Origin of the sequence: Microbulbifer epialgicus, from assembly GCF_041447265.1 — a bacterium.
Taxonomy (GTDB): domain Bacteria; phylum Pseudomonadota; class Gammaproteobacteria; order Pseudomonadales; family Cellvibrionaceae; genus Microbulbifer; species Microbulbifer epialgicus.
Genome location: NZ_JBGMEK010000015.1, coordinates 47,956 through 73,727 on the forward strand (window position 1 = coordinate 47,956; position 25,772 = coordinate 73,727).

The following is a 25,772-nucleotide window of genomic DNA, read 5'->3' on the forward strand; positions in this document are numbered from 1 at the left end:
TTGGATATGTCGCAGCAGCAACTGACATGGGGCCAAGCGCTAAAGGCTTATCTAAAGCCCCGCGTACTCACCATGTTTTTTCTTGGCTTTTCTGCCGGTCTACCGCTTCTGCTGGTCTTTTCTACCCTGACCGCCTGGCTGCGAGATTTTGGTGTAAGTCGCACAGCTATTGGTTTCTTCGCCTGGGTGGGAATTACTTTTTCGATAAAAGTGCTTTGGGCTCCAATTATTGATCAACTGCGTCTGCCTTTCTTCACTGACAGGTTAGGCAAACGCCGTGGTTGGATGCTGGTATCTCAGGTGGGTATTGCTATCGGGCTGGTGGGTATGGCCAGCGTTAACCCACAGCAATCACTGATGGAAGTGGCTCTGCTCGCCTTATGGGTAGCCTTCTGTTCGGCTTCACAGGATGTGGCAATTGACGCCTATCGAATAGAAGCCATGGATGAAGACTACCAGGGTGCTATGGCTGCTAACTATGTATTTGGTTACCGGGTAGCAATGTTGATTGCCGGGGCTGGGGCTCTGTTTATTGCGGATATTTTCAGCTGGTCAGGTGCCTATCTGGTGATGGCCGCCCTGATGGGGGTAGGGGTTCTTACCTGCCTGGTTATTGCGGAACCCGATCACAGCAAAGTGAGCAAGGAAGCGGATGAATTACAAAACGAGTGGGCCGAACGCTTGTTGGGCAAGGGGAAGCACAGCCGCCTGAAGCAGTGGTTTATTCGGGCCGTGGTCTGCCCATTTGTTGAGTTTTTCAAACGCAATGGCCGCTTTGCGTTGGTATTGTTACTTTTTATCGGTATTTTCCGCCTTAGCGATATTGCGATGGGGATAATGGCGAACCCGTTCTACTTGGATTTGGGCTTTACCAAAACAGAAATCGCGGAAATCAGTAAGCTGTTTGGATTTTTCTGTACCATTATCGGCTCCTTTCTCGGTGGGGTTTTAGTTGTTCGCTATGGTGTGCTTCGCCCATTAATACTCGGCGCAGTGATGGTCGCGTGTACGAATCTCCTATTTGCCCAGCTTGCGCTGATAGGCCCGGATAAAGCTTGGCTTGCGCTGGTGATCAGTGCTGACAATATCAGCGGAGGGATGGCTAATGCCGTGCTTGTCGCTTACCTTTCCAGTCTTGCTAATAAGGCCTATACCGCCACCCAGTATGCTCTGTTTAGTTCTCTGATGACCCTGCCTGGCAAATTTATTAGTGGCTTTTCAGGCATGGTGGTTGATGCCCAGGGTTATGCTCAGTTCTTTATTTACGCGGCGCTAATGGGGCTGCCAGCCATATTGCTTTCTATCTATTTCTGGAGGCGCGAGCAGCGTGAATGGCGTCGGGAAGAGCCTCAGCCCGATTCACGCCCTACGTAAGTAGGGCCTTCGCACCTTGTTGCCTACTCTTCTCGAAGTACCCTCTTCGCCGGATTTCAGGTCTTGTAATAAAAGGGATTTCCGCGAGTTCCGCTTAACCTCTATTCCTTATTGATAATTACGCCTCCCCGGGCAATGTCCCTGTCTAAAGACTATGGTGGTTGTATCGGAGAAACTTGCTCTCCCTGGGGCGTTTGGCCGTTGTCTTTACCTTTTCGCTGCAGGCCTGCAAACGCTTTGAGTAACTAGCCGGGACTATAAGCAAAGTGCACTCCCCGGAACGATAATCAGTAAATAAAAGCGACAGATTATGGCCCACGAAACAGTCAGGGAAGCGGTATTCAACCGGCGCATGCTGATCTGTATCGGTACAGGTTTTTCCTCGGGGATGCCGCTTTTTGTGCTGATTCAGCTGGTACCTGCCTGGCTGCGCTCCGAGGGTGTGGATTTGGCGACTATCGGCATTTTTGCCCTGCTGGGACTTCCTTATACTTGGAAATTTCTTTGGGCGCCGTTGATGGAGCGCTATGCTTTCCCAATTTTGGGGCGTCGTCGCGGCTGGATGCTGGTGATGCAACTCCTGCTGATAGTCTTTATCGGCGGGCTGGGAATGTTTAATCCTCAATTTAATATTTTGACGATCGCCGCCCTGTGCTTTGGCGTCGCTTTTTTTAGTGCCAGCCAGGATATTGTTCTGGATGCCTTTCGGCGGGAAATACTGCCGGATCATGAACTGGGGCTAGGGAACTCCTTTCATGCCAATGCCTACCGGGTTTCCGGCCTGATTCCCGGGTCGCTCAGCCTGATACTGTCGGATCACTTAGCCTGGAGTCAGGTTTTCTGGATCACTGCAGCCTTTATGTTGGTAGCCGTTTTTATGACGCTGATGGTCTCCGAACCCCAACACCCTGCGGCTCCCCCGAGAACTTTGCGCGACGCCATCGTTTTGCCGTTTGTGGAGTTTTTTAACCGCAGCGGGGTTAAGCATGCATTGCTAGTGCTCTCTTTTATGTTCCTATATAAGCTCGGCGACAATATGGCGACGGCGCTGGCGACTCCGTACTATTTGGATATGGGGTATACCAATACGGATATCGGGATAGTGGCAAAGAATGCCGGGCTTTGGCCGGCGGTGATTGGCGGTTTTCTCGGTGGGCTTTTGATGGTCCGCATCGGTATCAACAAGTGCCTGTGGATATTTGGCGTTATTCAGCTTGTGTCCATCTTCGGTTTTATGATTTTATCGGAAGCGAATGGAGACTTGGTTGGAACACCGGGTTTTAAGCCGAGCCTTTGGTTACTCGCAATAGTGATTGCCTTTGAGTATCTGGGAGTTGGCTTGGGAACGGCTGTATTTATTGCTTTTATTGCGCGCACTACCAGTAAATTACACACTGCTACCCAGTTTGCCTTGTTTACTGCACTGACCTCCCTGCCCAGGACTTTCGCTAATGCCTCCACAGGTTTTCTGGTTGAATCTATGGGGTGGACCAACTTTTTCCTCTTGTGCGCTGCACTAGCGGTTCCGGGGATGCTGCTACTTTTCTATGTTGCTCCCTGGAATGGCGATGTCGCTGAAGAAGCTTAAGCCTTCTAGTGCCTGTTAACTGGTCGGCTGGGAAAGCTGGTTTAAGGATTGGTTGCGCTCAGGGCTTCCAGCGGTACCTGGCCATATCCACACGCCCCTTTAGCAAAGTGATGCCCTCATTTTCTAGTCGTTGACGCTGGCGGGAAGCGCCAGGCTCAGGCAGCGAGATCCGCCCCTGGGCATTGATTACCCTGTGCCAGGGAAGCTTTGTGTCCTTGGGAAGTTTCCTCAATACTTGACCTGCAAGTCGGGCAGCTTTTGGATAGCCGGCCATCTCTGCTAGATCGCCGTACGTGACTACCTGTCCACATGGGATTGAGGCCAGAACCTTGCATATTCGGGCGAGAGCGCTGTCGGGAGATTTCGTATGGACTGAAGCGGGCGTGATTGCCACAAAAACCTCATTTTTCACTTGGTTATCAGATTTAGGCGCAAGTTTGCCGTATTTCGCTGCGAGTAGGCTATAACTTGCCACTTATAAAAGCCGGTCATCAAGTGGCAAAAGTACAGATCGGTAGTGATGGCGTGCCACATTTTTGACAGTTGTGGCATTATTGCCCTTTGCACTGGGCTTTTTTGATGCTTTTCTCCGTAAGCTCACTCAGAAACTCAAGGTTCTTCTGTGGTTTTAACGACACACTTTTCTAGAATTTTTGCGCGAACTCTCTTCTGTCTCGCCCCCTTGCAGGTTTATGCAGGGGTACTCACTCTCGAGAATGGCGATCGCATTCAAGGGGAGCTGGTACTGGTGGACTCAAACCAAGTGGTATGGAAATCCGAAACCTTTGGTGAGGTTAAGGTGGATAAATCCAAGGTGGTATCTATGGATGTGGATACCGACCTTAAAGTAGCCGGACGTGACGAGCCCTGCACCCTCGCTGGACATCACCAGGAACAGTGGGAACTTTATTGCGAGGAGGGTGGTGGCTGGCTTATTGACTTTCCTGGGGTGGAGCGTGCGGAGCCCTACCCCCACTTTGTCAGTAACCCGATGGTATTCCATGGCAACGTGAGTGCGGGCGGAGTAATTGAATCTGGTAACCGTGAGCGCGAGGACCTGGATGCCAATGTCAATTTGGATATGCGTCACGGGGATTTTCATCATTTGATAGGTGCCCTCTATCAGAACCAGGAAAGTGAAGACGATGGCGCCCTGGAAAAGTATCGACTGACATATGACCTGCGCTGGATTTTCGCGGAGAAGTGGTTTGCCGCGGCAAACACGGCCCTGGAGCATGAGGAGGCGCGAAATTTAGACTTGGGTACCACTATGGGTCTGGGTCTCGGTTACCTGTTTTACGACACAGACAAAACCGCATTTTCACTGGAAGGTGGTGTCAGTAGTTTGAAGGAAGACTTTATTGATGCGGAACTGAGTGAAGATCAGGACGATCAATACGTGGCAGGCCGGGTCGCACTCAATTATCGCTATAAGTTCTCCCTGGGGCCGGAAATCTATTTTGATCAGGAAACCCTGCAGTCTTTTGATCACAGTGATGACTACCAGGCGAACGCCAAGGTGGGGGTGCGTACCCCTTTAGTTGAAGGCGTATTGATGGAAATTGGTTACCAGTGGCAGTACGACAACACACCATCATTGGAAAGTGAGAAAGAAGATACCAAGATAACCGTTGGTGTCGGTTATCAGTGGTAAAGCCTCAGCCGCATACTTACCTGTATGCCCGGCGTGCAGACACTAAAGAAATAAAATTTAAAAATTCTAGATGAGGAGTTCAAGATGCAGATTGCCGGCAGCATTGTGGCGATAACTGGTGCAGGCCAAGGGTTGGGACGAGCCATGGCCGTTTACTTGGCCGAGTGCGGAGCCCGCTTGGCGTTGATCGATGTCAACGAAGAGGGGTTGGGGGAGACTGTTTCTTCTTGCGAAAAGTTCGGTGCAGAGGCCCGCAGTTACCTGTTCAATGTCGCTAAAGAGGAAGAAGTAGATAAGGGCTTTGTCCAGATCGCTGAAGATTTCGGTGGCTTGCAGGTGTTGATCAATAATGCCGGTATTATGCGCGATGGCATGTTACTTAAGTGTAAAGAGGGCAAGGTTACCGATCGGATGTCCCTGTCACAGTGGCAGTCCGTGATTGATGTGAACCTGACAGGCGTATTTCTCTGTGGTCGTGCTGCAGCGGGAATTATGGCCGAAAGCGGAAAGGGTGGCGTGATGGTGAATATCTCCAGCCTTTCCCGTGCAGGTAATATGGGCCAGACAAACTACTCAGCGAGTAAGGCTGGTGTAGCCGCCATGACTGTAACCTGGGCGCGAGAATTGGCCCGCTATGGTGTACGTGTTGCCGCGATTGCCCCAGGCTTTATCGGTACCGATATGGTTGCACAGATGCGCCCGGAAATTTTGGAGTCCCTGGTGAAACAGGTGCCCCTGCGCCGCTTGGGTGAGCAGGAAGAAATCGCCTCGACAGTGAAGTTTATCCTGGAAAATGACTACGTTACCGGTCGTGTCCTGGATGTTGATGGCGGTGCGCGTATCTAGCGGATAAGCTGATTAATCAATAAAAAGGGTGAACAAAGTTCACCCTTTTTTGTTTTATCTCAAACACAATTCCAGGGAGTCTCTGAATAATTTCGTAATATCTTTGCGGGATTTGAGGGCTCCAGATGTTAGGTGCAGTATGCAGCGAATGGCCGCAGCCTTTTGTAAGAGCTGATAAGTGGCACTACGGTATTATTCAAAGGCTCCCTAAAAGTTACTGAAATATAAATACTTCAAAAAGTAGTTAGGCTGCAAAAGCAAGTCCCGGTAATTATTAACCCGAATAACAAGTTAACGGGTCAATATGGCAGAAGCATGTATCGTCTTCGGCCATGAACCGGCGCAAACCTGTGAAAAATTGGCGGATTCACATATCTGCGCCAGTGTTTCATTGCTTGCTAATAGCAATGTAGTCACTACAGGGAAACTTCGTACTCCACAGTTTCAAAGCATCAGCGTGATGATATCTAGTGTTTTGAGGTTGTGAGTAACTGCACTAGCATATGCGTTCTACACCGCCAAGTCTGTCGTTTGACATCATCCACTGCCACAGTTGCATTCTGCGAACTCTAAATGAAGCTGCGGATATCAGTAGATAGTAGCGCCACATACGATAAAACCGCCGGCCGTAGCGGTCCGCAAAACGAGGCCAATTGCGTTCAAAGTTTTCGTGCCAGGCCATTAGGGTTTTGTCGTAATCGGGGCCCAAATTATGCAGATCCTCAAGAGTCAGCAGCCCTTGAGCAGCTCGGGTGATTTGACTGGCTGCCGGTATTTCTCCGTTGGGGAATATGTATTTTTCAGTCCAGGGGTCTGTGTGGGCAGGTTTGGCTTTGCCAATCGTATGGAGCAGGAAAACACCATCTTTTTTCAGACAGCGTTTTGCGACCTGCATGAATTCTCGATGATTTTTGTGTCCCACATGTTCAAACATACCGACACTGGCAATACGGTCGAAGGGTTCATCGAGTATCCGATAATCCTGTAAGTGAACAGTGACCGGCAAATTGGCATAGCGTTCAGCAACATAGGCCCTCTGTTCCCGAGATATCGTCACTCCTACGCACTCCACCTGGTATTTCTGTGCGGCATAACCGATCAGGCTGCCCCAGCCGCAACCGATATCCAGTAGCTTCATGCCCGGTTCCAGCTGTAATTTGCGGCAAATTAGGTCGAGCTTTGCCTCCTGCGCCTCATCCAGGGTTTGGGCCTCCTTCCAATAACCGCAACTATAGGTCAGACGGCTATCCAGCATGGCGGCGTAGAATTCATTACCCAGATCGTAGTGGTGTTCACCGACCTCAAAAGCGCGGCGCCGGCTCTGTAAGTTGATCAGGTAGCTGCGCAAGTAAGGCCAGACATTTCGCCAGTTACTAATGTGGCGGCCCAGGTCTGCGTCCAGCAAACGGTAAATAAACTGATCCAGGGCCTGGGCATCCCAGTCCCCACGCATATAGGTCTCGCCCAGCCCTATACTGTGGCGGGCGACAATCTCATCGAGAGCTTCCTCGCGGTGGAGCTGTAGGTCCCAGGGGCGGTCACCGTTTATACGGATATCCGCTTCGGCTAAAATTTCATCAACAAAGTGACGACTGCGACCAATGGCCGGTACCTCTATGGCGTCCTGCTGCTCACTTGCCATTTAAGCTTCCCTCTCTCCCGGTTATTGTGGGGTTGATTTCGGCGCCCTTGAATAATTTGCCTCCCCACTCCATTTACTTCAGCATATCGAAAATGCCCCGAGCCTCCGACCATATGGCGGCTTTTAGATCAGGAATTCTCTCTATGCGTCCCCTACTGCTTCTATTTATAGTCCTACCTGTACTTGAATTGTGGGTGCTGATCACCGTTGGGAGTGAAATCGGCGTCTTGCCCACCATTGGCCTGGTATTTTTGACTGCCATCGTTGGTGTGACGCTCCTACGTCGCCAGGGAATATCCACCTTCATGCGCGCTCAGGAGAAGATGCGCACAGGAGATATCCCTGCTCAAGAGATGGTGGAGGGCATCTTTCTCGCAGTTGGGGGGGCGCTACTCCTGACTCCTGGATTTATCACCGACGCCATCGGCTTTGCGTGCCTGATACCAGGTTTGCGCCAGCTACTTCTGGGGAGACTGTTGCGCCACATCACTATTGTGCGCCCAGGTGGCCCACACCAACCCCATTCCTCTAAGCCTGATCCCGACACCATCGAAGGGGAGTACTCACGAGATGAGCAGAACTCCGTGGACGACAAGCGTCCCAAGCACTGATTTGGTTAAATAGTGCACATTTTTGAAGCTGATTCGGCACTTTTATAGTTTTTTCACTGAAGAGTGTTGAAATCCATTCTCGTGCCCATAGATAGGGATCAACTGAGAATTAAGCCCCGCCTCTGGTAATCAGGGAGGGGTGAGGGTACTGGTCTTTAAGATCAGTACCGCCAATGTTGGAAAACCTTAAAACGACTCAATGGAGAGCTTATCCATGAAAATTCGTCCTTTACACGACCGCGTCGTAGTACGCCGTAAGGAAGAAGAAGCGATGTCAGCCGGCGGTATCGTGCTGCCAGGCGCTGCCAAAGAAAAGCCAAACCAAGGTGAAGTGGTAGCCGTGGGTGAGGGCAAGCAGCTGGACAATGGCGACGTTCGCGCATTGTCAGTCAAGGTGGGTGACACTGTTGTATTTGGTCGCTACGCCGACAGCAATACCCTCAAGGTGGAAGGCGAAGAGCTGATCATCATGAGCGAAGGTGACATCTACGGCGTGTTGGAAGGCTAATCCCGCCTTTAACTTTACTCGCAAAAAGAATTTGAGGAATAAGAATCATGGCAGCTAAAGACGTAATTTTCGGTGACGACGCTCGTCAGAAAATGCTGAAAGGCGTAAATATCCTGGCAGATGCCGTTAAAACTACCCTGGGTCCTAAAGGCCGCAATGTAGTTCTGGACAAGTCCTTCGGCGCTCCTACCGTAACCAAAGACGGTGTGTCCGTAGCGAAAGAAATCGAACTGAAAGACAAGTTCGAAAATATGGGCGCACAGATGGTGAAGGAAGTAGCTTCTAAAGCTTCCGACACCGCTGGTGATGGCACCACCACTGCTACCGTTCTGGCCCAGGCTATCGTAACCGAAGGCCTGAAATCCGTAGCCGCTGGCTTCAACCCGATGGACCTGAAGCGCGGTATCGACAAAGCGGTAACCGCTGCTGTTGATCACATCGCTGGCCTGTCCACTCCATGTGCTGACACCAAGTCTATCGCCCAGGTAGGTACTATCTCCGCTAACAGCGACGAGAGCGTTGGTACCATCATCGCCGAAGCCATGGAAAAAGTGGGCAAAGAAGGCGTTATCACTGTTGAAGAAGGTTCTGGCCTGGAAAACGAGCTGGACGTAGTAGAAGGTATGCAGTTCGACCGCGGCTACCTGTCTCCTTACTTCATCACCAACCAAGAGAACATGACTGCTGAGCTGGATAGCCCTTTCATCCTGCTGGTAGACAAGAAAATCTCCAACATCCGCGACCTGCTGCCCCTGCTGGAGCAAGTAGCTAAGGCTTCCAAGCCGCTGCTGATCATCGCTGAAGACGTAGAAGGCGAAGCGCTGGCAACTCTGGTTGTAAACAGCATGCGCGGCATCGTTAAAGTTGCTGCTGTTAAAGCTCCTGGCTTCGGCGACCGTCGTAAAGCCATGCTGCAGGACATCGCTATCCTGACTGGCGGCACCGTAATTTCTGAAGAAGTTGGTCTGGAGCTAGAAGGTACTACTCTGGAGCACCTGGGTACTGCTAAGCGTGTAACCCTGTCCAAAGAAAACACTGTAATCGTTGATGGCGCTGGTGATGTTAAAGACATCGAAGCTCGCGTTGGCCAGATCCGTGCACAGATCGAAGAATCCTCTTCCGATTACGACAAAGAGAAGCTGCAAGAGCGCGTAGCCAAACTGGCTGGCGGTGTTGCAGTAATCAAGGTAGGTGCCGCTACTGAAGTGGAAATGAAAGAGAAGAAAGCTCGCGTAGAAGACGCTCTGCACGCTACCCGCGCTGCAGTAGAGGAAGGCGTAGTACCTGGCGGTGGTACCGCTCTGGTTCGCGCTACTCAGGCTATCTCTGTAACTGGCGACAACGAAGACCAGAACCACGGCATTGCTGCAGCCCTGCGCGCTATGGAAATGCCTCTGCGTCAAATCGTTGCCAACGCTGGTGATGAAGCTTCTGTAGTTGTTGATAAGATCAAGCAAGGCGAAGGCAACTTCGGTTACAACGCTGCTACTGGCGAGTACGGTGACATGCTGGAAATGGGTATCTTGGACCCTGCTAAAGTGACCCGTTCTGCACTGCAAGCGGCAGCTTCTATTGCTGGTCTGATGATCACCACCGAAGCCATGGTTGCGGAGATTCCGGAAGACAAGCCGGCTGCTCCTGACATGAGCGGTATGGGTGGCATGGGCGGTATGGGCGGCATGATGTAAGCCGGCCTTTAAGCCTAGCCAACAAAAAAGCCCCGCATTAGCGGGGCTTTTTTTTATTTATCTTTCACTGAAGGAGATTAGCGCATTTCCCCCGTTAATTTCTAGCTTTAAGGCTTGGTGAGGTTTTATAAGAAGGAAAAGCTTAGTGGCCGCTGGTGTTGCTGCAGCTTGTCAGTGCCTTTTACTTACTCTTAGGTCACGCTACCGTTCTCTTTGGATGGGGTGGGTTTCTTTAGGAGATTCTTGGGCCATTTGGGCTCATCGCAGCTTGCCTAATCAAAGTCAAATACGCCAATAAATATCGACCGATATAGCGTAGCTTTGAGATCAAATAAAACCGAATAAAATCCAATTAGGTTATTTTGGGGCTATATTTCTATAACAACTCCACTTGGAGAAGTCTTAATTACTTCCTATTTGATGGGTGCCCCAAAAGCGGTATATCCAAAAAATGATTGGATACCGCTAGAAAATTCGGTCATCGTAACCGTTATTTTTACAGAGCAGAGACTTTCCCTAAAAAGTCTGGAAATACAATGAGTTGTGTTTAATGGGATATTCCGGACAGTGGTCACAGTGACCATTTTTCTAGTTTGCATGATCGTATCAAGATTGTGTAACTGGCTGACTTTAAAGGGGGTTTTTCCAGGTTGGCGTAGAGATTGTTCCGAGATGGTGAGCAGGGAAATAGTAGTTGTGGAGGCCACCATATAAATTTAAATGTTATTGGTCGCTCGCTCAGGTTTCGTTGAGTTTTAATTAATAATAGCAGGCTTTAGTTGTCGTTCTGTATGAAAAAACAGCATTGACGGGAAACCCCATAGTCAACGGTTCGACCTTCGTTTAAGCTTCGAAGTAAAGTCGCAAACCTCCTAGTGCTGGCAATTCTGTTCTCTGAGTTTTGGTAGGTATTAAGTAGAAAGATATTCGTAGTGAATTAGTGCATAGTGCCACGAGCAACAAATAATAATTCGATGATGCGAAAAATCTAAAAGTTGTCACTATCTTTGCTTGCGCAAAGGCATGATCAACTTTCTTCATGATTCCGCATATCTAACTTCGTTGTGTTTCTTTATAAAATTGAGGGCTAGTCATGAATGCGAAATTCACTAAATTGGACAAGTTACTGCTCGCTGGGGTAGAGACATTTGGGGATGTAGAAAGTGGAGGGCCTCCTGAAATGTGGGAGGTACTGAGGTCGAACTACTTGGAAGCGCCTGATAGAATTAATGATCCGGTGTCTTACGGTATTGATACCTACACGAAGGAAATGCAGTCAAAAGGCAAGTGGTTTTACATGGCAGCTTTTCAAGTTAGCTCTTTTGAAAATCTACCTATGCAAATGTCCGCCAAGCTTTTACCAGAAAACGAATATGCGGTATTTGAGTACAAAGGCGCTATATCACCGAAACTAGGTAATTTATTCCAATCAATCTACAAAGAATGGTTGCCGCAATCAGGTTATGTGCAAGCTGGCCCCTACGATTTGGAGCGCTATGATCAAAGGTTTCTTGGTCCACAAAATCCTGATTCCATTTTGGAAATTCTAATCCCAGTTGTAAAGGAAAAATGAAATATAACAAGTGGCTATGGTTTTTTGTCAAGCCTTAAGCCATTTCCTAATTTCAGTATGTATTGTTTTTACCATGGTGTTCAAGGTGGTAAGCTGCTTTCTTGTACATGCGATGAGAGCTACTTATTTAGGTTTTCCAGCGTTGATCAAGAGTTTATACGTTGGTTTTAAATTGGGGTGGCACTGTATTGTCGACATAATGAAGACAAATAGGAATGTGCTTAACGAAGTGTCCGAAAGGATTAGAGCACTACAGTGCTACCACTACTATTTCATGGGGATAATTAGGTGAGTAAAGTAAAAGGAAGTTGTCATTGTGGTTCAGTGTCTTGGGAATTTGATCTTCCAGTTAAGACAGTGGTGAAATGCCATTGCTCTATGTGTAGAAAATTACAAGGCTCAGATCACAGTACTTATGTCATAGTTCCAAAAGAGCAGTTCTTATTGCTTAAAGGGGAAGAAGCCATTGTTCGTTATCAAGCTACGGAGCTTTCCCATAAAAATTTTTGCTCTTCCTGTGGGTCGCCAACGCATCTTATGAATGGCAAGCACTTTCCTGATGACTTGGTATTACCACTAGGCTTGATTGAAAATTACACGGATGTGTTGGCACCACAGATTCAAGTATATACACCAGAAAAAGCGCTTTGGACGAATATCCATGAAGATGTGCCTGTATTTAGCTAAGAAATATAATAAACTAAGACAGCACCAGCCTGCTGTCTGGACGCGCCGTTGCTTAAAGCGTGTGTGCCAGGAATGGTATTTAACTATAGTAGGAATAGTTTCTTGCCCAACGATATGTCTTTTTTGAAATGTTTTTCGCTGGCTTGTAGGCTAATGCGGCAGCTGCCCTATTTCTCGTATCCGCGCCTTGATTATAAACCGCCCTGAAAGCCAGGAGCACGAAGAAATTAGTCAGCGACTCCCTGATAGAGGGCTAATGGTAACTTTTGTTGAAGTGGGTTGTACGGCTGTAGAGTTAATTCAGTTTGGGTAGACTCTAACATAAAGTCTTACGCTGGATTACTGCTTGAATTTCAGTGAACCAGCCTGTTGTAGAAGAAGTTCAGCTGTTTCCTTAGAGATACCATTGATATTTGAGGTGTTTAGCTGAGGTGATTTTATCAAATGGGAAACAAATACAGCAGCAGACAGAAATACGCCATTTTGATTGGGATGGCTTCCATCGCTGGTGTATAAGTCGACCCCCATATCTGTGGAACTGACGGCCTCCCAGGCAAGACCAATCGGTACAATTTGTGAAGAAGTGATCTTAGCCATATTCCGATAGCCCTCCAGCAAGCGGGTCTGCATTTTGTTGCGGGTATCATCAGGAACATTTTGCCTGTCTCCAAATTTACGCCCCCAGGTTAGGAAGAGAAGGGGGGTGGCATTGGTTGCTCTGATTTCTCTGACAAGCTTTTCGGCAAACGGGTAAACCTCTTTGATCCTCTGTTCTTCTGAGAAAGAGGGGAGTTGGCTTTGCTCTTGAAGTACGATGTAATCCCATTGTCTTTCACGAATAGCCTCCAGGGTTTCTTTGGACTTAGAATGTTTCTGTAGAGTCCACCCCCCTGGAGTTATGGATCGATAGGTAATTTTTACTCCATTACTTCGAGCGATTGACTGAATGACCTTGGGCAATGGGCGAGAATAACTGTTGCCTATAAAAAGCACAGAAAGGTGCGTGTTGATTTCTGGATTAATCTGATACTTTTGCGTTAATAGAAAAACCGTTCCTACTACCAGTAGAAGAGAGAGTAATACGATCTGTTTTCTTCGATGTTTTTTGGATTTTTTCATTATTTCAAGTTGTGAATGTTGTTACTGTTATTGCAGGGTAAATTATCCAACTATTATATTCTGTGAATCCGGTTTTAATATTTTTATCATTTCTTCTAATGGATTTATATCTATATCAATTGGTTCACTAGTAATGGTATGGCCGTCTGTATGTTGCTGTTAAAAGGCAATCTTGAAATGGTTGCATACCTTACAGTATAGGGTTGTCAGGAGTTGGGCGATTTTACATGTGGTCAGGTGGTGCCACCTGGAAATTTATAGGTTGATTTAAGTCAAGCAATGGTTGGATTTCTTATCTGTTTTGCTTGCAAAAATATATCAGACACACTGGAAAAGTAACTGGCCTCTGAGTCAGTGCCCTTATGGATTGCGATGACAAAGACAGACTTGTATTTTGCATTTTTGAGGACGCTCTACGCTTGTAGAGCATTTGACTAATATATCAGATGGTAGGGATGTTCGCTTTGATAGATCAAAAAGCTTTCTCTATGTTCATATCCTAGTGTAGTCAGTCGAAAGGGTTGTCAGTTTCTGGCGGGGCGGTCAGCAATAATAATTCCATTGTCTGGGTTTACTTCCAGGGCCCTGAGCTTTCCCTGATAGACAGCGCTTATTTTCCAGCGGCCACCAACAAACCTCATACTGGTGATTGGTCTGAATCCGAGACCATAGAGTTTGGCCCTAATGGTGGATGGTTCAAGTGCAATCACTGATGGGGAAGCCCCGTAAAGATCGGGGCTATCGTAAATGGGTGCAGGTTTATTAGGGTCTAGCCCAGGAGGGATGGGGTTAGTCAGGTTGCTGACAAGCATGATTGTTGCAATAAAACTCATGCGCGGCTCCACACTAAAAAAAGCCATGTTTTTAGTGTGGACCGAGGATGATCACAACGCCAGTTATTTGGGAGAAATTATTAAATTGAATTTAAAAAAATACCCCAACCATTTTACTTGTCGGGGTGTCAGAGAACACATAACACCTAGAAACCGTATTGCCTACCCCAGCTTTTATCGAACCATTTTTAGCATAAAGTTCAAGATTTTATTGGAAAGTTTTCCGTAAGGTGGCCGCATTAGTTTCAGCAGGTCAATAGGGCCTTGATAATAAACCGGCCGTAACTTGGAGAAAGTGAGAAATCCTTCATAGCCATGGTAGTGACCCATACCACTTTCACCGACGCCACCAAATGGAATATCGTGCTGGCCAACATGTAATACGCAGTTATTAATTGACACTCCGCCAGACATGATTTGCTCAATATAACGATTTTGCAGGTTTTTATCGTGTGTGTAAGGGTAAATTGCCAGTGGTCGTGGATGGGCATTGATATAGTCGATAACTTCCTCAGGTCTTGAGTAGGTCATAATTGGTAGTAGAGGACCAAAGATCTCGCGTTGCATCGCCAGCATATCGCTGTTGACGTTAACCAGGATATGGGGCGGGAACTTGCGCAAGCTGTCATCTCGCTTGAGTTGTCCCTCACTCAGATCGTAAACTTTGGCCCCTTTGTCGATGGCATCATCCAGGGTTTTCCACAGACGCTGGTGAGAGGCACTGTCAATAATGGAAGTGTAGTCAGGGCTTTGCCAGTTTGGAAAACGCTTCTTGATCAACTGGGTCGCGTGTTTGATAAAGCTGTCCAGTTGATTCTCCGGTAGGAAAAGGTAATCCACATTTACACAGATTTGCCCTGCATTAACCATTTTCCAGTGAATCAGGCGCTCTGCTGCTTTTTCGATAGGAAAATCCGGAGCGACGATAGCTGGTGACTTGCCACCCAGCTCCAAAGTGACCGGGGTGAGATTTTCTGCAGCGGAGCGCATTACGGCACGGCCTGTAGTGCTGGAGCCGGTGAAAATCAGATGGTCTAATTTGAGGCTGGAGAAGAGTGGGCCTATTTCGCCGTAATCGGCAATGAAGCAGAGCTTCTCCTCGGGGAAATATTTGGGGCTGATCTTCTTTAACAACTCTGCCAGTCGACAGGAGTTAGTGGACATCTTGACCATCGCATGGTTGCCCGCTGCGAAGATATTGGTCAAGGGGGAGATACTGAGGTTAATTGGAAAGTTCCAGGGCACTATCACCCCAATTACCCCCAGGGGCTGAGGGAGCACAGTATTTTTTGATAGGGGGTACGCCTTAAAGTCGATATGTCGTCGTCGGGGCCTCATCCACTTCTTAAGGCTCTTGATTGTTTCCTTGATACCCGCGAGTGCCGGATAGATTTCCAGGAGCAGGGTCTCTTCACGGGAGCGGTTGCCGTAATCAGAGCAAATGGCCTCCACGATGGCTTCTTGCTGCTCATGCAGCATCCGCGCCAGGGTTTTCAGGTCCTGGACTCGCTGCTGGTAACTAGGTACAGGGTTGGCATGGTAGGCTCGGCGCTGCCTATCGAGTAAATTTTGAAGTAGTGTCTTGTCTGCATCCTGCCGAGTAAGGGTCTGGATGGTCATTTTATTATCCTATGGCGTTTATTTTTGACCAGACTAACCGAATATTTGTCTGGGGTGTTGACCAATCGCGTCAGCGGATTGACAAAATTGTCGCTAGTACATGACTGCCAACTCGCAACATACGGATATTGAGTAGTTTGGGGATTGCCCCGATGCTTTACCGGGGCAATATTGCAAAAGAAGCTGTAGCTACAGCAAATACAGTGATCACTCGCTGTTAGTTATCGGGCTTGTCGGACAAGATTTCAGCAGAATTTGGGTCCACTTCCAATTCGTGCTTTTGGTCGCCTTTGTAGGCTTCCACCTTCCAGCGGCCCTTGTCCAGGTCTACCTCGACGATCGGGGTAAAGCCCTGTTGTTCAAGCTTTGTCAGCACTGTAGACAGGGCCATTGCACCGGGAGGTGGCTTTTCATCGGCGATGGCGGGATGAAATGCTGCTGCCACGATTGTAGCCAGTATCAGCTTGTTGATGGGCTTCATGGTGATTTTACCTCGCTGTAAAACCCTTACCTTTGCTGTTTAGTCCGCTATTGGGGTTGGCTGTTGCTCTGAGAGGCGTTTTTGGATTGCATCACACCACTCGGTGCTGCCCGCAACCAGCCCATTTAAGCTGCCACCTGTCAGTATTTCCACAGCTGAAAACCACTCAGTGCTGCCGACGGGAGGCAAACCAGATGGATACAGTTTGGCCATTTCACCGTTTTGTTTGGCAATGATTTGTTGTTGCAGCCAGGCGAACCACTGCGGAGTGCAGATCGCTGCACCATCATTGTCACTTGTCGGTGGGGTAGGGGGTTGAGTGGCGCTGTCCTGGGGAGGGCTTTCTGCTGGCGGCGCGATAGGCTCTTTCATGGAGTCGCTGGCTGCTTCGCCAGCAGCTGGTGCAGCTTCCGGATCGGAATCTTTTTGCCTATCCGTCTGGGGACCACACCCATAAAGGGCAACTACCAGGGTGAGCAGGGGGATGATGCGATACATGGGACCTCTGCAGATGATCGGCTTGTCCCTAAGCATAGGAGGAATTTTGCGACTTTGCAGAGTACAGAGGTTCCAGGTTGACATTAACCTCCACCCAAATGAGAATGCTTCTCAAATTAACCCAAGGGTGATACGACTCCCATGTTTAGCAGATCTCTATTTCAAAAAGCGATTGCAACTGTTGGTTTGATTGGTGCCATCGGGGCCAATGCCGCTGAGCAAGTGAATATTTACTCTTACCGCCAGCCCTTTCTGATTGAGCCGATACTGGAAGAATTCACCGAGAAAACTGGTATTGAGACCAAAGTGGTGTACGCCAGCAAAGGCTTGAACGAGCGACTGCAAAGGGAAGGGCGCAACAGCCCCGCCGACCTTGTCCTGACTTCCAATACCAGCAGCTTGATGGATTTGCTTAATAAGCAGCTGACCCAACCGGTAAGTAGTGAAATCCTGGAAGACAATATCCCGTCACAATTTCGCGATAACGCCGGCAACTGGTTCGGCCTGACAACTCGAGCGCGTTTGATTTACGCCTCCAAAGACCGCGTTAAGCCCGGTGAAATTACTCGCTACGAAGAGTTGGTAGACCCTAAATGGAAGGGCCGAATCTGTACTCGTAGCGGCAAGCATCCCTACACCCTGTCCCTGATCGCCTCCATGATCGCCCATCACGGTGAAGCAGAAACCAAAGAGTGGCTGCAAGGCGTGAAAGCGAATCTGGCGCGTAAGCCCCAGGGCAATGACCGCGCCCAGGTAAAAGCCATTAGCGAGGGCGTTTGTGACTTATCCCTGGGGAACAGCTACTACTTCGGCAAAATGATTACCAATAAAGAGCAGCCGGAGCAGGTGGATTGGGCCAAGTCAGTAAATCTGGTCTTCCCTAATCAGAAGGATCGCGGTACCCATATGTTTATTTCCGGTGCGGCGCTGACCAAGCACGCTCCCAACCGCGACAATGCCATTAAGCTGCTGGAATTCCTCAGCGGTGCCGAAGCCCAATATGTGTATGCTGAGAAGAATTATGAGTTCCCGGTACGTCCTGGCACACCGCGCTCCGAGCTGATCAAGGAGTACATGGGGGAGTTCAAAGAGGACAACCTGAGCCTTACCGAAATCGGCTCTAATGTTCCTGCAGCGTCACGACTGGTAGACGAAGTGGGCTTCGACTTCTAAAGTGTGACCCTTTTACTGACTTGTAAATCGCGGTCCTGCCGAAAGGTGTGGGCCGTGATTTTTTATAGATGACCTTTACTGTATTGATTTCCCGCGCTTACTGGTCCGGCTCCCGCTGGTTTCTCCTTGTTGCCATTATTGCCATATTGGTAGCTCTACCCGTGCTATCCATTGTCTGGCTGGCTCTGTTCCCAGAAGAAAATATCTGGCCGCACCTGTGGGATACAGTGCTGCTGCACTATGTCTCCGCGACTTTGATTCTTGCCTTTGGGGTGGCTGTATTGACACTGTTGGCTGGAGTGGGCAGTGCCTGGCTGGTATCCATGTGCCAGTTTCCCGGGCGTCGCTTTTTTGAGTGGGCGCTGCTGTTGCCTTTTGCGGTGCCCGCCTATGTGATTGCCTATGTATATACCGATCTGCTGGAATATGCCGGGCCGATACAAAAGGCCCTGCGTGAGTGGTTTGGATGGCAGACCGCGAGGGATTACTGGTTCCCGGAAATACGCAGTATGGGGGGCGCCACGGCTATGTTGTCGCTGGTACTCTATCCATACGTCTATATGCTCGCGCGTGCGGCGTTCCTTGAACAGTGCGGCAGTATCCGCGCTGCCAGTCGCTCCCTTGGGTGTTCTCCTTGGCAGAGCTTCCTGAGGGTATCCCTGCCCATGGCGCGACCGGCTATCGCGGTGGGTCTTTCCCTGGTTTTGATGGAAACCTTGAATGATTTCGGCACAGTGGACTTTTTTGCAGTGCGGACATTAAGTGTCGGCATCTACGATACTTGGCTGAGTCGTGGCAACCTCGGCGGCGCAGCTCAGATTGCCAGTAGCACCATGTTATTTGTGGTTTTATTAATTGCACTGGAGCGCATTGGCCGCGCGCGGCAAAAACACTTTGTGCAGTCACCGTCTTCCAATCGCGACCGCTATAGGTTGGGTGGTTTGCGCAGTTTGGGGGCCGCATTATTTTGCTGGCTGTTGCTGATTGGTGGTTTTGTAGTGCCGCTTTTTGTCCTGGCTGGCTATGCCCTCGGAAATTTTTCCAGCTACTGGACTGACGATTTTATTGAGATTGCGGGTAATAGCCTGTTGTTGTCTGCCTGCGCAGGGCTACTGTCCGTTTTTCTAGGCCTTTTACTGGCCTACGGCAAACGACTGCAACCGGGCAGGGCGCTTCAAATTTTGGTGGGCTTTTCCAAATTGGGATATGCATTGCCGGGAGCGGTGATGGCTATCGGTGTTTTGATCCCTCTGGCCGCTTTCGATAATGCTGTGGATGCACTGCTGAGAGAGCATTTCGGCATTTCCACGGGGCTCCTGCTGAGTGGCAGTATCTTCGCCATTATTTTTGCTTACACTGTGCGCTTTCTGGCGGTTTCCACTGGAGCAATTGAAACCAGTCTTGAGAAAGTAACCCCTTCAATGGATCGCGCTTCCCGGGCATTGGGACGGAATAGTTGGCAAACCCTTTGGGCAGTGCATTTTCCATTGGTACGTACTGGCTTGCTGACCGGTGGGCTGGTTGTATTTGTAGATTGTATGAAGGAGCTACCGGCAACATTGCTGCTTCGTCCGTTTGGTTTCGATACGCTTGCCACTTACGTTTACCAGTTCGCTGCTGATGAAATGCTCGAGCGCTCAGCGCTGGGAGCCCTGATGATTGTGCTGGTGGGTTTGATTCCTGTTGTTTTGTTAAGCCGAGCTATTGGCTGGCGGCGAGAGGGTGCTGCTGAGCTGCTTGAATCTGAGGCACCGACAGTTTGAAAGGCCCGCATATGGGCCTTAAAAAAATCAGACCGGATTATTTACAGAAAAACCAAGGGGTTGGAACCCGTCATACGAAACAGGGTATCGGCGGGTATGCAGGCAGGAAATTTTAAAAAAATGATGACAACGCTGTCATTGATCTTGTAGTATGACTACATAGTTAGCGCGGGAGCGTATATTGCTCTTCTGGCGTTACTTCCGGGGGGATTGGGAAGCCCGGATGTAGTACATAACAATACAAATTCTTAGAGGCCGTTTCTGGTGGCTGCGTTGGGAGACAGGGAAATTCTTTATATCGGTATCGATGGAGGCGGCAGTAAGTGCCGTGCTTCAATCCTCAACAGTGATAATCGGGTGTTGGGCACAGGGATATCAGGCCCCGCGAATCCACTCCACGGTTATGCGCAAACAATAGATTCGATTGTGCGTTCCGCCACGCTTGCGCTTTCTGATGCAGGCCTTCCGCCCCAAGCGCTCGGTGAACTCGTCGCCGGTGTTGGTCTTGCGGGCGTCAATATGCCTAGTCTCTACAATGAAATGGATGCTTGGGCGCACCCCTTCAAACAGATGTTCCTCACCACTGATCAGCACTCGGCCTGCCTTGGTGCGCATCGTGGTGGCGATGGGGCGGTCATTATTGCCGGTACCGGTTCTTGCGGTTACGCCTGGGTCAATGGTGAGGCTCGCCTTTTGGGCGGTCATGGGTTTCCCCATGGCGATAAGGGCAGCGGTGCCTGGATGGGGATGGAAGCGGTCAAGTACCTGTTTCTGGCCCTCGATGGTCTCGCCGAAGATTCCCGTCTGAAAGATGAATTGCTGTCAGCGCTGGAAAGTACCGATGCCCAGCAAGTGTTTGAGCGCATTGGTGGAAAATCCTCCAGTCATTATGCGCGCCTTGCGGTGCCGGTGGTGGAATATGCGGAAGCTGGTGATCCGGTTGCGCTGGCGATCGTGAGTGATGGTGCAAGTTATATCAATGACCTTGCGGATAAATTATTTGAAATGAATGCTCCACGGCTTTCCCTGATCGGCGGCGTTGCACCGCGTCTGAAGCAGTGGATGGCTCCGCATGTTGTGGAGCGTGTGGCGGAAGCCCTGGACCCGCCAGAGTTTGGCTGTGTTTATTTTGCTCGCCAGTGTGTTGCCGAGGCGGCGAGTGGCAGTGCCGGTGCTATCGAAGCCGATGGAAAAGCATTGTTCGGATAATTAAAAAGATTGGTACGGAATGGAATTTTCCCGCAGGGGTCATTAAGGGAGATAGGTCATGGCGATGACAATTATGGAAACCGAGGCCCGTGAAGCCCCGGATTGTATTGCAGAACAGCTGCAGAGTAATGCTGCGGTAATGGCCCAGCTGGGTGAACGCCTGCGCAACAAGCCGCCGCGGTTCGTCATGATCGTTGGGCGTGGATCCTCTGATCATGCAGGCGTGTTTACCAAATATCTGATTGAAATCGAGACGGGTACGCCGACTTTCGCTGCGGCGCCCTCTGTATCCAGTGTCTATGGGCGCACGCTCAAGCTGGAAGATTCCTTAGTCATTGTCATTTCCCAGTCGGGCCGTAGTCCTGACATCCTGGCTCAGGCGAAGATGGCCAAAGAGGCCGGCGCCTATACCGTCGCTTTTGTGAATGACGAATCGGCCCCGATCAAAGATATCGTCGATTTGATGGTGCCTTTGAAAGCCGGGCCGGAAAAAGCGGTCGCTGCGACCAAAAGCTATCTGGCGACGTTGTCCGCGGTGCTGCAGTTGGTAGCCAACTGGAAGCAAGACGAAGAGATACTGAAGGCTGTTGATGAACTGCCGCAGGCGCTGCGTGATGTGGTTTCCGCGGAGACCCAACTGCGCCCGGAAGATCTCGCTGCGGTGAAAAACCTGGTTGTGTTGGGTCGTGGACCGGGTTATGGCATTACCCGCGAGCTGGCGCTGAAGCTGAAGGAAGTCTGCAATATCCATGCAGAGTCTTTTTCCAGTGCGGAGTTCTTACATGGGCCGGTAACCCTGGTTGAGCAGCAGCTGACAGTGATCAATGTGCCGATTGAAGATGAATCCTATCAGGCGCATAGCGAACAAATCGCAGATATTATCCGTCGCGGTGGCACCCTGATTAATCTGCACGTGCCTTCAAAAGGCATACATCCACGCGTTGCTCCGCTACCTCTGTTGCAGCGTTTCTATATTGATGTAGCGCATGTCGCTGTTAGCCGTGGGATTAATCCGGACGAGCCGGCAGGTCTGAAAAAAGTCACCCGGACGGTCTGAGTTTGACCGCTAGAGCAGGGGGGTTGCGAGTGGTTCAGGTGTTGTTGGCAGAGCGTTTGTTCGATGGTGAGCGGGTTCTCAATGATATCCCGGTCTCAATCAATGCCGATGGCAGAGTCGCTGCGATAGGTGGTGACGTGCCGGCTACTGGCGCGGAGTGCTTGCCCGGTACCCTGGCGCCGGGCCTGATTGATGTTCAGGTCAATGGTGGTGGGGGTGCACTGTTTAACAATGAGCTGACGGTGGCATCGTTGCAGAAGATGGCCGGTGCGCATGCCGGCTTTGGTACCACGGGTATGTTGCCGACACTCATCACTGATGAGGTTGAAGTCATGCAGCGCGCGGCGGACGCGATTAGTACCGCCTTGCGTAAAAAAATACCCGGCATTATCGGTGTGCACTTTGAGGGGCCGCATCTCAGTACCCCGAAAAAGGGTACCCATGAGGCACGTTTTATTCGAGGTCTTAGCCAGGCAGAGCTGGATATTTATGCGCGTGACGACCTGGGTGTAAAAGTCGTGACGCTGGCGCCCGAAAATGTTGCGCCGGAGGATATCCGCAAACTGGTGTCGCTGGGCGTGCATGTGTGTCTTGGGCACTCAAATGCTGATGGGGCGACAACCGCAGCGGCATTGGAAGCGGGGGCGAGCGGATTTACCCATCTGTATAACGCGATGTCGCCGCTCCAGTCTCGGGAACCGGGTGTGGTCGGAACGGCGTTGATCAGCGACGATGCGTGGTGTGGTCTGATTGTTGACGGCCATCATGTATGTGCGGATGCAATTCGCCTGGCTCTGAAGGCCAAGCCCCGGGGGAAATTGATGCTGGTGACAGATGCCATGTCGCTAGTCGGTAGTGAAGAGACCAGTTTCCCTTTGTTTGAGCGCATGGTGACCCGCGAGGGAGATAAGTTGACTTCGACTACCGGAGAGCTGGCAGGCTCTCACCTCGATATGATTGGTGCCGTACGAAACATTCGAGACTGGTGTGATGTGCCACTGGAGGAAGCGCTGCGAATGGCCTCCCTTTATCCGGCGACATTCCTCAGCGTGGAAGGTGGCCGACTGGAAGTAGGTGCGCCGGCAGACATGATTTTACTGGATAGCGAATTGCAGGTACGCAGGACCTGGATTTCGGGCAGGGAGGTTCACAGCGTTTAAAATTTTTTCGTAATACGTTCAGACAACGATAACTATATAAAAGGTGCTTATTATGGAATCCGCCGTTAGTGCTCAAAGAGAGACACGCAGCAGCCTGTTGCCTATGGCAATTATCGGCATGCTGTTTTTTATTTTTGGTTTTGTGACCTGGCTGAATGGCTCGCTGATGCCGTTCCTGAAAGTGCTCTGTGATCTCACAGAATTCCAGGCGTTGTTCGTTACCTTTGCGTTTTATATTGCCTACACCGTCATGGCGTTGCCCATGTCGTTTATCCTGCGTAAAACGGGCTACCGCGATGGCATGGCCATTGGCCTCGCGATCATGGCAGTCGCTGCGCTGATTTTTATTCCGGCTGTGCAAACCGGTAGCTACCTAGTTTTCCTGGTGGCGCTGTTTGGTCTGGGGGCTGGCCTGACCATTCTGCAAACGGCTTCAAACCCCTACGTGGTGAAGGTGGGGCCTGCTGAAAGTGCGGCCATGCGTATCGCCATCATGGGCATTATCAGCAAAAGCGCGGGTGTGCTTGCACCTTTGGCCTTTACGGCGCTTGTGCTGTCTGGCCTAGCCGATTTCAATAGTGAATCACTGGCCGAACTGCCTGCGGCTGAACGGGAAGCTCAGCTGGCGGAAGTTTCCAGCCGCCTGATCATGCCTTACATCTACATGGCGATTGCCCTGTTCGCGTTGGTTGGACTGGTGAAGTTTTCCGGTCTGCCGGAAATCGACGAAGATGACACCGCCGATGCTGGCCAATCTGAGGGAAGCTTCCTCGATATTCTGCGTTACCCCCAGGTTGTACTCGGCTCTCTGGCGCTGTTCGCCTACGTTGGTGTCGAGGTTATTGCGGGTGACACCATTGGCCTCTATGGCGAAGGTCTTGGTTTGTCCAATTACGCCGCCCTCACGTCCTACACCATGGTGTTTATGGTGATCGGCTACATCATTGGTGTTGTAGGGATTCCACGCTTTATCAGCCAGCAGCAAGCCCTGTTCGGGTCGGCGGTGGCTGGCAGCTTGTGTATATTCGGTGTGCTGTTTGGTTCTCAGGAAAGTACTTTGCTGGCCGATACCCTGTGGGGGTGGAGTGGTATCGCTCCAGTAGTCCCTGACACCATCACTTTCGTTGCCCTGATGGGGCTGTCGCACGCACTGGTGTGGCCTGCCGTCTGGCCTCTCGCCCTGGAAGGCCTTGGGCGTCTGACCGCGCAGGGGTCTGCGCTGTTGATTATGGGTATCGCCGGTGGGGCCATTATCCCAACCTTTGGTTTCGGCCCTCTGTCCGAAATTGCCGGTGAAGCGCGCATGGGCTACTGGGTAGCGCTGCCGTGCTACCTGTTCATCCTTTTCTATGCCTTGAAAGGGCACAAGATGCGCAGCTGGAAATAATCCCGCTGCACGGTACATCAATCAGTTTGATTCTCGTCGTTGTATCTCTTGGCTCTCGTGAACCTGCCCTCCTTTAAGGAGGGTTTTTTTGGGGAGGAGGTAAGTGTTGGAGGGATCAGTTGCCCGGTGCGCTTCCGCTCGAATCACGTACGATGAGCTCGGGAGTGAATTCACGTTGAATACCCGCTTCCTTGCTGGCGCTGGCGTTCTCACCGGATGTTTTACCGCGCGCTTTGCTCAGCACGAGTGCGGCAGCACACTTGGCGATTTCGTTGTTGGGCTGGTGCGCCGTTGTCAGTTTCGGCCAGGTCTGCCTGGAGAAAGGGCTATCTTCGAATCCTACGATGGAGAGCTGGGACGGGATGTCGACATTCATTAATCGAGCGGCAAAGAGTGCGCCGGCCGCCATTTCATCGTTACTGGCGAAGATGGCACTGGGTGGGTTGTCAGTACCAAGCAATGCTTTGGCACCCTGAACGCCGGAATCAAAGGAGTACTCTCCTTTGAGAATCAGGGATTCGTCCACGGGGAGACCTGCTTCCTTCATGGCCTGTCGATACCCGTCAAGACGACTGTGGGTAGAAATGTGTTCTTCTCCACCGCAGAGGAAGCCGATGCGCTTGTGGCCGAGCCCGATGAGGTGGCGGGTGATATCAAACGCGGCGGTGGAGTCGTCTACCTGAATACAGTTGTCCTGGTCCTTTACATCCGCGGTTTTGGAAACGATGCGTACGTAGTCTACGTCGAGATCCTGGAGTGTCTCGATCACCGCCGGTGTTTCTGAAAAAGGTGGAGTCAAAACGATTCCGGCCACCTTTGAGTGTTCGACCAGGTTTTTCAGTTCATCGTGGACCGATGCCGACTTGGAGTTACTGGGATGGATCAGCAGCTCATAGCCCCGGGCCTTACAGGCATTGAGGATACCGTTTTGCATATCGATCACATAGTAGGCGTTCGGGTTGTCGTAAATAAACGCGATGGTATATGTCCGGGAGCCGGCCAAATTGCGGGCGGCCAGGTTGGGCTGGTAATTTAGGGCCTCGACCGCATCCTCGACCTTCTTTTTGGTTGCGGGGCGCACCGAGGGCTCGTTGTTGATGACCCTGGATACGGTTTTTATGGATACCCCCGCATGCGCGGCGACGTCGTTAATGGTGGCTTTCATGGGGCCGTCTGGTCCTTGAACTGTTTCGTCGGCGCCGGTCGCTGCACCGTTGGTCTGTCCGCCATCCTAGCAGAAATGACCGGAAATTCGCCGTGAGTAGCGTAAGTAGGTGCTGGATTTTATGTGGATGAAGCTT

General features: G+C 50.4%; 23 protein-coding genes. 15 read left to right on the forward strand and 8 right to left on the reverse strand.

The window, feature by feature from the left end:
• The first annotated feature begins 6 nt into the window (after positions 1–6).
• Together ACCI49_RS09050 and ACCI49_RS09055 are read left to right on the forward strand one after the other, a co-directional pair.
• Positions 7–1,374, forward strand: a complete 1,368-nt coding sequence (locus ACCI49_RS09050) for an AmpG family muropeptide MFS transporter (RefSeq protein WP_371838637.1) — start codon at positions 7–9, stop codon at positions 1,372–1,374.
• A gap of 310 nt (positions 1,375–1,684) precedes the next feature.
• Positions 1,685–2,962 (forward strand): AmpG family muropeptide MFS transporter, encoded by a 1,278-nt coding sequence (locus ACCI49_RS09055; RefSeq protein ID WP_371838638.1) that lies wholly within the window; start codon positions 1,685–1,687, stop codon positions 2,960–2,962.
• A gap of 58 nt (positions 2,963–3,020) precedes the next feature.
• Here the strand turns inward: ACCI49_RS09055 and ACCI49_RS09060 are convergent, their stop codons facing one another.
• Entirely contained in the window at positions 3,021–3,437 is a 417-nt protein-coding gene (locus tag ACCI49_RS09060) for an MGMT family protein (protein ID WP_371838639.1), read from the reverse strand.
• Positions 3,438–3,584: 147 nt separating this feature from the next.
• Between ACCI49_RS09060 and ACCI49_RS09065 the strand changes: the two genes are divergently transcribed.
• Both ACCI49_RS09065 and ACCI49_RS09070 read left to right on the forward strand, forming a co-directional pair.
• Positions 3,585–4,616, forward strand: coding sequence for a DUF481 domain-containing protein (locus ACCI49_RS09065; RefSeq protein WP_371838640.1), 1,032 nt, complete (start codon positions 3,585–3,587; stop codon positions 4,614–4,616).
• Positions 4,617–4,700: 84 nt separating this feature from the next.
• Positions 4,701–5,462, forward strand: coding sequence for an SDR family oxidoreductase (locus ACCI49_RS09070; RefSeq protein WP_371838641.1), 762 nt, complete (start codon positions 4,701–4,703; stop codon positions 5,460–5,462).
• A gap of 496 nt (positions 5,463–5,958) precedes the next feature.
• On the opposite strand, the gene cfa is transcribed toward ACCI49_RS09070, so the two are convergent.
• Complete coding sequence (cfa, locus tag ACCI49_RS09075) at positions 5,959–7,104, reverse strand: cyclopropane fatty acyl phospholipid synthase (protein ID WP_371838642.1); 1,146 nt, start codon at positions 7,102–7,104, stop codon at positions 5,959–5,961.
• Between the two features lie 143 nt (positions 7,105–7,247).
• On the opposite strand from cfa, the gene ACCI49_RS09080 reads away from it, so the two are divergent.
• The 5 genes from ACCI49_RS09080 to ACCI49_RS09100 all read left to right on the forward strand — a co-directional run bounded on the left by ACCI49_RS09080 (position 7,248) and on the right by ACCI49_RS09100 (position 12,171).
• Entirely contained in the window at positions 7,248–7,715 is a 468-nt protein-coding gene (locus ACCI49_RS09080) for an FxsA family protein (protein WP_371838643.1), read from the forward strand.
• 214 nt (positions 7,716–7,929) lie between these two features.
• On the forward strand, positions 7,930–8,223 hold the full coding sequence (locus ACCI49_RS09085; protein WP_020412315.1) for a co-chaperone GroES: 294 nt from the start codon (positions 7,930–7,932) through the stop codon (positions 8,221–8,223).
• Positions 8,224–8,270: 47 nt separating this feature from the next.
• Complete coding sequence (groL, locus tag ACCI49_RS09090; protein WP_371838644.1) at positions 8,271–9,911, forward strand: chaperonin GroEL; 1,641 nt, start codon at positions 8,271–8,273, stop codon at positions 9,909–9,911.
• A 1,093-nt stretch (positions 9,912–11,004) separates the two neighbouring features.
• Positions 11,005–11,484 carry a GyrI-like domain-containing protein gene (locus tag ACCI49_RS09095; protein WP_371838645.1) on the forward strand — a complete coding sequence of 160 codons (480 nt, stop codon included), beginning with the start codon at positions 11,005–11,007 and terminating at the stop codon, positions 11,482–11,484.
• Positions 11,485–11,772: 288 nt separating this feature from the next.
• The gene (locus ACCI49_RS09100) at positions 11,773–12,171 is read left to right on the forward strand and encodes a GFA family protein (RefSeq protein WP_371838646.1); all 399 of its coding nucleotides are present in this window, start codon (positions 11,773–11,775) and stop codon (positions 12,169–12,171) included.
• Positions 12,172–12,510: 339 nt separating this feature from the next.
• Here the strand turns inward: ACCI49_RS09100 and ACCI49_RS09105 are convergent, their stop codons facing one another.
• From ACCI49_RS09105 to ACCI49_RS09125, 5 genes are all read right to left on the reverse strand, one after another.
• Positions 12,511–13,290, reverse strand: a complete 780-nt coding sequence (locus tag ACCI49_RS09105) for a DUF4886 domain-containing protein (protein WP_371838647.1) — start codon at positions 13,288–13,290, stop codon at positions 12,511–12,513.
• Positions 13,291–13,814: 524 nt separating this feature from the next.
• Positions 13,815–14,123 (reverse strand): hypothetical protein, encoded by a 309-nt coding sequence (locus tag ACCI49_RS09110; RefSeq protein WP_371838648.1) that lies wholly within the window; start codon positions 14,121–14,123, stop codon positions 13,815–13,817.
• 174 nt (positions 14,124–14,297) lie between these two features.
• Positions 14,298–15,743 carry a coniferyl aldehyde dehydrogenase gene (locus ACCI49_RS09115; RefSeq protein WP_371838649.1) on the reverse strand — a complete coding sequence of 482 codons (1,446 nt, stop codon included), beginning with the start codon at positions 15,741–15,743 and terminating at the stop codon, positions 14,298–14,300.
• A 217-nt stretch (positions 15,744–15,960) separates the two neighbouring features.
• Complete coding sequence (locus ACCI49_RS09120; protein WP_371838650.1) at positions 15,961–16,224, reverse strand: PepSY domain-containing protein; 264 nt, start codon at positions 16,222–16,224, stop codon at positions 15,961–15,963.
• Between the two features lie 39 nt (positions 16,225–16,263).
• On the reverse strand, positions 16,264–16,806 hold the full coding sequence (locus ACCI49_RS09125) for a hypothetical protein (RefSeq protein ID WP_371838651.1): 543 nt from the start codon (positions 16,804–16,806) through the stop codon (positions 16,264–16,266).
• 57 nt (positions 16,807–16,863) lie between these two features.
• Between ACCI49_RS09125 and ACCI49_RS09130 the strand changes: the two genes are divergently transcribed.
• From ACCI49_RS09130 to ACCI49_RS09155, 6 genes are all read left to right on the forward strand, one after another.
• A complete protein-coding gene (locus ACCI49_RS09130; RefSeq protein WP_371838652.1) occupies positions 16,864–17,895 on the forward strand; it encodes a Fe(3+) ABC transporter substrate-binding protein in 1,032 nt (343 codons plus the stop codon).
• Positions 17,896–17,963: 68 nt separating this feature from the next.
• Positions 17,964–19,658, forward strand: a complete 1,695-nt coding sequence (locus ACCI49_RS09135) for an ABC transporter permease (RefSeq protein WP_371838653.1) — start codon at positions 17,964–17,966, stop codon at positions 19,656–19,658.
• 264 nt (positions 19,659–19,922) lie between these two features.
• Positions 19,923–20,867, forward strand: a complete 945-nt coding sequence (gene nagK, locus ACCI49_RS09140; protein WP_371838654.1) for an N-acetylglucosamine kinase — start codon at positions 19,923–19,925, stop codon at positions 20,865–20,867.
• A 58-nt stretch (positions 20,868–20,925) separates the two neighbouring features.
• Positions 20,926–21,924: a glucosamine-6-phosphate deaminase NagB-II gene (nagB-II, locus tag ACCI49_RS09145; RefSeq protein ID WP_371838655.1), complete on the forward strand. Its 999-nt coding sequence runs from the start codon at positions 20,926–20,928 to the stop codon at positions 21,922–21,924.
• Between the two features lie 2 nt (positions 21,925–21,926).
• Positions 21,927–23,084 (forward strand): N-acetylglucosamine-6-phosphate deacetylase, encoded by a 1,158-nt coding sequence (gene nagA / locus ACCI49_RS09150; RefSeq protein WP_371838656.1) that lies wholly within the window; start codon positions 21,927–21,929, stop codon positions 23,082–23,084.
• 52 nt (positions 23,085–23,136) lie between these two features.
• Entirely contained in the window at positions 23,137–24,471 is a 1,335-nt protein-coding gene (locus ACCI49_RS09155; RefSeq protein ID WP_371838657.1) for a sugar MFS transporter, read from the forward strand.
• Between the two features lie 115 nt (positions 24,472–24,586).
• On the opposite strand, the gene ACCI49_RS09160 is transcribed toward ACCI49_RS09155, so the two are convergent.
• On the reverse strand, positions 24,587–25,636 hold the full coding sequence (locus tag ACCI49_RS09160) for a LacI family DNA-binding transcriptional regulator (RefSeq protein ID WP_371838658.1): 1,050 nt from the start codon (positions 25,634–25,636) through the stop codon (positions 24,587–24,589).
• Positions 25,637–25,772: the final 136 nt, after the last annotated feature.

What these genes read in the sequence shown, in the direction of transcription:
- ACCI49_RS09050 (WP_371838637.1), top strand. Translation starts at nt 7, where the DNA reads ATGTCGCAGCAGCAACTGACATGGGGCCAAGCGCTAAAGGCTTATCTA.
- ACCI49_RS09055 (WP_371838638.1), top strand. Translation starts at nt 1,685, where the DNA reads ATGGCCCACGAAACAGTCAGGGAAGCGGTATTCAACCGGCGCATGCTG.
- ACCI49_RS09070 (WP_371838641.1), top strand. Translation starts at nt 4,701, where the DNA reads ATGCAGATTGCCGGCAGCATTGTGGCGATAACTGGTGCAGGCCAAGGG.
- cfa (WP_371838642.1), bottom strand. Translation starts at nt 7,104, where the DNA reads ATGGCAAGTGAGCAGCAGGACGCCATAGAGGTACCGGCCATTGGTCGC.
- ACCI49_RS09080 (WP_371838643.1), top strand. Translation starts at nt 7,248, where the DNA reads ATGCGTCCCCTACTGCTTCTATTTATAGTCCTACCTGTACTTGAATTG.
- ACCI49_RS09085 (WP_020412315.1), top strand. Translation starts at nt 7,930, where the DNA reads ATGAAAATTCGTCCTTTACACGACCGCGTCGTAGTACGCCGTAAGGAA.
- groL (WP_371838644.1), top strand. Translation starts at nt 8,271, where the DNA reads ATGGCAGCTAAAGACGTAATTTTCGGTGACGACGCTCGTCAGAAAATG.
- ACCI49_RS09095 (WP_371838645.1), top strand. Translation starts at nt 11,005, where the DNA reads ATGAATGCGAAATTCACTAAATTGGACAAGTTACTGCTCGCTGGGGTA.
- ACCI49_RS09105 (WP_371838647.1), bottom strand. Translation starts at nt 13,290, where the DNA reads ATGAAAAAATCCAAAAAACATCGAAGAAAACAGATCGTATTACTCTCT.
- ACCI49_RS09110 (WP_371838648.1), bottom strand. Translation starts at nt 14,123, where the DNA reads ATGAGTTTTATTGCAACAATCATGCTTGTCAGCAACCTGACTAACCCC.
- ACCI49_RS09115 (WP_371838649.1), bottom strand. Translation starts at nt 15,743, where the DNA reads ATGACCATCCAGACCCTTACTCGGCAGGATGCAGACAAGACACTACTT.
- ACCI49_RS09120 (WP_371838650.1), bottom strand. Translation starts at nt 16,224, where the DNA reads ATGAAGCCCATCAACAAGCTGATACTGGCTACAATCGTGGCAGCAGCA.
- ACCI49_RS09125 (WP_371838651.1), bottom strand. Translation starts at nt 16,806, where the DNA reads ATGTCAACCTGGAACCTCTGTACTCTGCAAAGTCGCAAAATTCCTCCT.
- ACCI49_RS09130 (WP_371838652.1), top strand. Translation starts at nt 16,864, where the DNA reads ATGTTTAGCAGATCTCTATTTCAAAAAGCGATTGCAACTGTTGGTTTG.
- ACCI49_RS09135 (WP_371838653.1), top strand. Translation starts at nt 17,964, where the DNA reads ATGACCTTTACTGTATTGATTTCCCGCGCTTACTGGTCCGGCTCCCGC.
- nagB-II (WP_371838655.1), top strand. Translation starts at nt 20,926, where the DNA reads ATGGCGATGACAATTATGGAAACCGAGGCCCGTGAAGCCCCGGATTGT.
- ACCI49_RS09155 (WP_371838657.1), top strand. Translation starts at nt 23,137, where the DNA reads ATGGAATCCGCCGTTAGTGCTCAAAGAGAGACACGCAGCAGCCTGTTG.
- ACCI49_RS09160 (WP_371838658.1), bottom strand. Translation starts at nt 25,636, where the DNA reads ATGAAAGCCACCATTAACGACGTCGCCGCGCATGCGGGGGTATCCATA.